This window comes from Polaribacter sargassicola, from assembly GCF_021991835.1.
GTDB lineage: Bacteria > Bacteroidota > Bacteroidia > Flavobacteriales > Flavobacteriaceae > Polaribacter > Polaribacter sargassicola.
The window spans coordinates 110,938-117,208 of sequence record NZ_JAHDAU010000010.1; the positions used below are offsets into that span (position 1 = coordinate 110,938).

The following is a 6,271-nucleotide window of genomic DNA, read 5'->3' on the forward strand; positions in this document are numbered from 1 at the left end:
ATGAAAAACCGATTTTTACTTTTAGTTCTTTTTATTTCATATTCTATTTTCTCTCAAAAAACGATAGAAGGAACTGTTTATGAAAACAATACGCCTATAGAAAATGTTGCCATTTATTTAAACAACACAATGCTTGGTACAACTACAAATGCTAATGGTAAATTTTCTTTATCTGTAGAAGAAGGTAAATATGAGTTAATTGTTTCTTATTTAGGGTTTAAAAAAATTAATTATTCTTTAAACACCTCATCTTACTTACAGCCTTTAATCTTTAAGTTACAAGAAGATGAAAATATTTTAGATGAAATTATTATTAAAAAAACGGTTTACAATGATGAATGGAAATACAATTTAGCTGCTTTTAAAAGAGATTTTATAGGTATTACAGAATTGGCAAAAGATTGCGAGCTTTTAAACCCTGAAGTTTTGCATTTTAATTACAATGCCAAAGAAAATATTTTAACAGCTTTAGCAAGAAAACCACTGCGATTAAAACACAAAGGCTTAGGGTATTTAATTACTTATGAGCTAGAAAATTTTGAACGCAACAAAAATTATGTCAGTTATTTAGGTTATTCTAGATACGAACAATTGAAAGGAGGAAAAAGAAAACAAAAACATTGGAACGAGAATAGAGAAAAAGCTTACAATGGCTCTACAATTCACTTTTTTAAATCATTATTAAACAACACATTTACAGAAGAAGGTTTTATTGTAAACCAGTTTAAAAGAGTTCTAAATCCAGAAAGACCTTCTGACTCTGAAATTAAAAAAGCAAGAGAAATTATAAAACTCAGTCGTGGTTTAAATATCAATTTCAGTAAAGAAATAGATGAACCCAAAAATGCTATTGATTCTGCTTTGGTAACTATAAAAAAATCGCGATTAGAAAAATTTAACGATTATTTGTACAAATCTAAATTATCTCAAAAAGATATCATCACTATAAAAAATAGAATAGCTTATCTTACATTTGATGATAATTTAAGCATTGTTTACACAAAAGAAAAAGAAGAAATGGGTTATTTAACTAGAAATGCATTTCAAAAACTGAGAGAACCTTTGCCACAAACTTCAAATTTAATTCCATTAAAAGAAGGAATTATTGTTGATAAAAATGGTTTATTAATATATCCTCTAGATGTTTTGTTTGAAAATTATTGGTCTTACTACGAAAAAATTGCGACATATTTACCTTTAGACTACAAACCTAATACAGACAATTAACTAAAAATATTTTATTTTTAAAAAGTTGATTTACAAGAACAAATATTAACCTTTTATTGTTTTTTTAGTAAAATATTAACAAAAAAACAAACTTCAAAAATTATAAAGTATTTAGATTAGCGGACTATACGTTTTGTTTTTTTATGATAAAAAAGAAGTCTATAGTAAAAAGTATTTTAGTAGTGTTTTTCGCATTGCTTGTACTGCTTCCTACTATCATAAAAGTAGCACATCATCACAAAAATCATAAACCTTATTCATCGCATTTAGACAACAATGTACACATAGATAAAAATGTTGTAGATTTTTGTGAAATTTGCTCCATTTCAACTACACCTTTTAATCATTTATTTTTTCAAACAAGTGATTTTTGTACCGCTACAATTAACAAAGAAAAAATAGTTAAAGAATATTCTTTTATTATTTCTTTTTTTGTTTTTAGCAGTAAACAATTAAGAGCTCCGCCTTTATATCTTTCTTAAAATACAGTAATTAATTACTGTTCATTATTTCATTAAACTAAACCTTTTAATATCATCAAATACAAAGAGTTATAAAAACTCATTTTATTTATAATGATATTAGAAGAGTACATTCCTATAATTTTAAAATATTCTAACAAATGATAAAAACAACTAACTTAACCAAAAAATATGGCGATTTTATTGCGCTAAAAAATTTAAATTTAGAAATAAAACAAGGTGAAATTTTCTGTCTTCTTGGAGCAAACGGAGCCGGAAAATCTACTACAATAAACTTACTTTTAAACTTTATTGCACCAACTTCTGGACAAGCATTTATAAACGATACAGATGTGGTAAAAAATGCTAAAAAAACAAAGTCTTTTTTAACATACATACCAGAAAATTTGATGCTCTATCCTACGCTTTCTGCTGTAGAAAACTTAGATTATTTTTTAGGTATTGGTGGCGGTAAATTTTACAAACCAGAACTAGAAGCTTTTTTAGAAGAGGCAGGTTTACAGAAAGAAGCTCATCATAAAAGAATTCAATTTTTCTCTAAAGGTATGCGTCAAAAAGTAGGAATTGCTTTGGCTATTGCAAAAGATGCAAAAGTGCTATTATTAGATGAACCAACTTCTGGTTTAGACCCAAAATCTAGTAATGAATTTGGTGAATTATTAAAAAAAATGCGTAAAAATAATGTTGCCATATTAATGGCTACTCATGATATTTTTAGAGCTAAAGAAATTGGTACACACATAGGTATTATGAAACAAGGTGAACTAAAACACAGTTTTGCTACTGATCAAATATCTTTACAAGATTTAGAAAAATTGTATTTAGAAACTATGAATTTAAACGAAGTATAATTATGATTTTTCAAATAATAAAAAAAGAAGTACAAGAAATTTTACGAGATGGTCGTTTTAAAATTTCTTTTTTTATTGTACTTTTTCTTCTTGTTGCTTCTGTTTTTATCACCTCTAAACAATATAGCAGCATTAATGAACAATACGATAGTGCAGAAAAAAATGAACGCACAGTTTGGGAGTCTCAAGGAGCAAAAAACCCGCATTCTGCAGCACATTTTGGTAATTATGTTTTTAAACCTAAATTGCCTTTATCTCTTTTAGACCAAGGAGTAGATAAATATACCGGAATTTCTATTTTTTTAGAAGCGCATAACAGAAACCAAGCACAATACAGCACAGCTACAGACCAAACAGCATTGTCTCGTTTTGGAGAATTAACTCCAGACTTTATTTTGTTTTTTATCATTCCGTTAATTATCATCTTGGTTGGTTATAATTCTTTTACCAAAGAGATAGAAGGAAGAACTTTTTACATCATAAAAAGTCAAGGTGTTGATGGTTGGAAACTAGTCATCGGAAAATGGATTGCAGCTTTAATACCAACTTTAATTATAACCACTTTATTATTTTTAATTGCAGGTATAATTCTTTCTAACATTAAAGGTTTTGGTGTTTTTAGTTGGAGTTCTTTTGGTATTTTATATCTTATATATTTAATTTACTATTTCATTTTTACCAATGTAATTTTATTGATTTCATCAATCTCTAAAAAATCTGGAATTGCATTAGTTTCTAGCTTAACATTTTGGGTTTTAGCTTGTTTTATTGCTCCTAAAATAGCTAGTAATATTGCAGATTCTAAATATCCATATCCAACGCAACAAGAATTTTCCGAAAATATTGCTAAAGAAAAAAGTGAAGGTTTAGATGGACATAATCCTTGGAATCAAAAATCTAAAGAACTAGAAGAAAAAGTTTTAAAAGAACATAATGTAAACTCTGTTAACGACTTACCTTTTAATTATAGTGCATATAGAATGCAAAAAAGTGAAGAATATCAAGCAGAAATCTATGCAAAACATTATAAAAAGCTAAAGAATCAGTTTAAAAAACAGTCTAGTATTTATAAAACATTGGCTGTGATTTCTCCGTTTTTACCTGCGCGTTTTTTGTCAATGTCTATTGCAAACACAGACTATCAATCTCATATTAATTTTTCTGATGCTGCAGAAGATTATAGAATTAAAACGCAAGCTTTCCTTAATGGTAATACAGAAAAAAACTCTAAAATAGGAGAACGCTATGTAGCTTCTGCAGACACTTGGAAAGACCTACCGAGATTTGAATATACACCTGCATCTTTATCAGAAAAACTAAATGAAAATACCTCTAATTTTGTAATACTTTTTCTATGGTTTTCTGTAACTGGTGGCTTATTATTTTTAACTAACAAAAACTACTAATATGTTTCTATATAATTTTAAATACGAATTAAAATCGTTACTACGTAGTAAGTGGCTTTTTTTACTGTCTACAATCTTGCTGATTGTAATGCTTTTTGCAGGTTATAACGGAAAACAAAAAGTAAATAAACGAATAGAGGATTTTAGTAAAATTACTGCTCAAACAGAAGAAAGAGATGCTGTTATGTTGCATGTATTAGATTCTTTAGAGAAAGGTTTAGAGGTAAATATGAGTAACAATCTTTTACCTAACAACCCAATGAATGTAGGTTATAGATATCCAAAAGTGGCGGCATTACAACCAAAACCTTTAACCTTTATTTCTGTAGGACAAAGTGATTTATTTACACATACTGTTCAGCCAAAAATATACGGAGATAATTTTTCTTATAACTATTCCGAGCTATCTAGTCCTGTTCAATTATTATTTGGAAGTTTTGATATTGCCTTTGTAATCATTTACATTTTACCACTTATAATTATTGCTTTTAGCTACAATATTCTTTCTAAAGAAAAAGAATACGGTTCTATAAAATTATTAGCATCTCAACCAATTTCTATTTATTCTTGGCTGCTACAAAAAGTTACATTTCGTTTCTTTTGGCTTACGCTTATAACTTCTGTTGTTTTACTGATAACTTTTATTATTAATGGTTTTGATTTTGGTGATAATATGGGTGCTTTTTTATCACTAATAATGATAACAACAGCATATATATTATTTTGGTTTGCAATTGTTTTAGCGATTAATATTTTTATTGGAAATTCTGCAAAAAATGCCGTAAGTTTATTAGGTATTTGGGTGTTTGTTATTTTGATTATACCAGCAACAGTAAGTCAATTAGCCAACTTAGCGTATCCAATACCTTCTAGAACAAAAATGTTGGCAGAAGTAAGAAATGTAAAAAAAGAAATTGCTGAAAAGCAAGATAAAATTTTAGACAATTATTTGAGAGATCACCCAGAATATGCATCTACAGGAAAGGAAATAAATTATTCTTTTTGGCATAGATATATTGCCTCTCAAAATTTAGCTGAAGCGGAATTAAAACCACTTTTAGCTTCGTATACAGAGCAGATTGAAAACCAACAAAGTTGGATTGAAAACTGGCAATACATATCGCCAGCAGTAATTGTACAGCAAAGTTTTAACAATTTAGCGGGTACTTCTTCTGCACATTATCAAGAATACAAAAAACAAGTTGTTGCATTTTCTGTAAAATGGAAAGATTTTTTCACTCCGTTATTATATAAGAGTCAACCTTTTAGAAAAAAAATGTACAAAAATTTACCAATGTTTGAATATCAACAACCAAAAATAGCTTCTATGACATTTAATGCTTTTATAATACTATTCTTTTCAGCATTAATATTGACATTTAGTTGGTTATTTTTTAATAAAAAAAGTGAGAAAGGAACTTTGATAAATTAAAACAAAAAAGAATACCTATCTTTTTAACGGATAGGTATTTTTTCTTTATCAAACAGTAAAAAACATCATTTCTACTTTAATAATGCCATCTTACAAAAGCTTCCATTGCAGCGTAATGAGACAATCCTAATTGATCATACAAATCTGCTGTTTCTTTATTTCTGTCTTCTGCGCGTTGCCAAAATTCTCTACTATCTGTTCCCTGAAATACAACGCCGTCTTTTTGAGATTGATGTTTAAAAATAGCTTTTCGTTTTTCTAAAACTTGATCTGGTCCCATTGGTACCGCCATTTCTATTTCATCAACTCCCCATTCTTGCCATGCACCTCTGTATAACCAAACCCAACAATCTTTCATAAAATCTTTCGATTTCAACTCTTTTACTGCTGCAAAAATAGCGTCTAAACAAACCTTATGTGTACCATGTGGATCTGCCAAATCTCCTGCTGCATAAATTTGATGTGGTTTTATTTTTTCGATTAATTTTTTAGTAATTTCTACATCTGCAATCCCTATCGGATTCTTTTTAATCGCTCCAGTTTCATAAAATGGTAATTCCATAAAATGGATTTGTTCATCTGGTAAACCTATATAATGGCATCCGGCTCTTGCCTCTCCTTGTCTTATTAATCCTTTTATCTTTCTTACCTCTAAAGAGTCTATTTCGCTTGTTTTTTTATTCTTTAAAAAAGTAACTGCTTTTTTAAAGATGTCTTCTGCTTCTGGACTTTCTATTCCAAATTTCTCGTTGTAATCACATACAAAACTGGCAAATCTTAAAGCTTCATCATCTGCAACAGCAATATTTCCTGAGGTTTGATATCCTAAATGAACTTCATGACCTTGTTCATGCAATCTTTTAAAGGTTCCTC

Annotated in this window: 6 protein-coding genes; 5 read left to right on the forward strand and 1 reads right to left on the reverse strand. The window is 28.5% G+C overall.

Annotated features, from left to right (window positions below):
• The 5 genes from KI686_RS14310 to KI686_RS14330 all read left to right on the forward strand — a co-directional run bounded on the left by KI686_RS14310 (position 1) and on the right by KI686_RS14330 (position 5,398).
• Positions 1 to 1,227 carry a carboxypeptidase-like regulatory domain-containing protein gene (locus KI686_RS14310; protein WP_237590010.1) on the forward strand — a complete coding sequence of 409 codons (1,227 nt, stop codon included), beginning with the start codon at positions 1 to 3 and terminating at the stop codon, positions 1,225 to 1,227.
• A 143-nt stretch (positions 1,228 to 1,370) separates the two neighbouring features.
• Entirely contained in the window at positions 1,371 to 1,709 is a 339-nt protein-coding gene (locus KI686_RS14315) for a hypothetical protein (RefSeq protein ID WP_237590011.1), read from the forward strand.
• A gap of 140 nt (positions 1,710 to 1,849) precedes the next feature.
• The gene (locus KI686_RS14320) at positions 1,850 to 2,560 is read left to right on the forward strand and encodes an ABC transporter ATP-binding protein (protein WP_237590012.1); all 711 of its coding nucleotides are present in this window, start codon (positions 1,850 to 1,852) and stop codon (positions 2,558 to 2,560) included.
• A gap of 2 nt (positions 2,561 to 2,562) precedes the next feature.
• The gene (locus tag KI686_RS14325; RefSeq protein ID WP_237590013.1) at positions 2,563 to 3,966 is read left to right on the forward strand and encodes a DUF3526 domain-containing protein; all 1,404 of its coding nucleotides are present in this window, start codon (positions 2,563 to 2,565) and stop codon (positions 3,964 to 3,966) included.
• A 1-nt stretch (position 3,967) separates the two neighbouring features.
• Positions 3,968 to 5,398: a DUF3526 domain-containing protein gene (locus KI686_RS14330; protein ID WP_237590014.1), complete on the forward strand. Its 1,431-nt coding sequence runs from the start codon at positions 3,968 to 3,970 to the stop codon at positions 5,396 to 5,398.
• A 76-nt stretch (positions 5,399 to 5,474) separates the two neighbouring features.
• On the opposite strand, the gene KI686_RS14335 is transcribed toward KI686_RS14330, so the two are convergent.
• A partial coding sequence (locus tag KI686_RS14335) for a PIG-L family deacetylase (RefSeq protein ID WP_368735870.1) occupies positions 5,475 to 6,271 on the reverse strand: 797 nt, incomplete at its 5' end.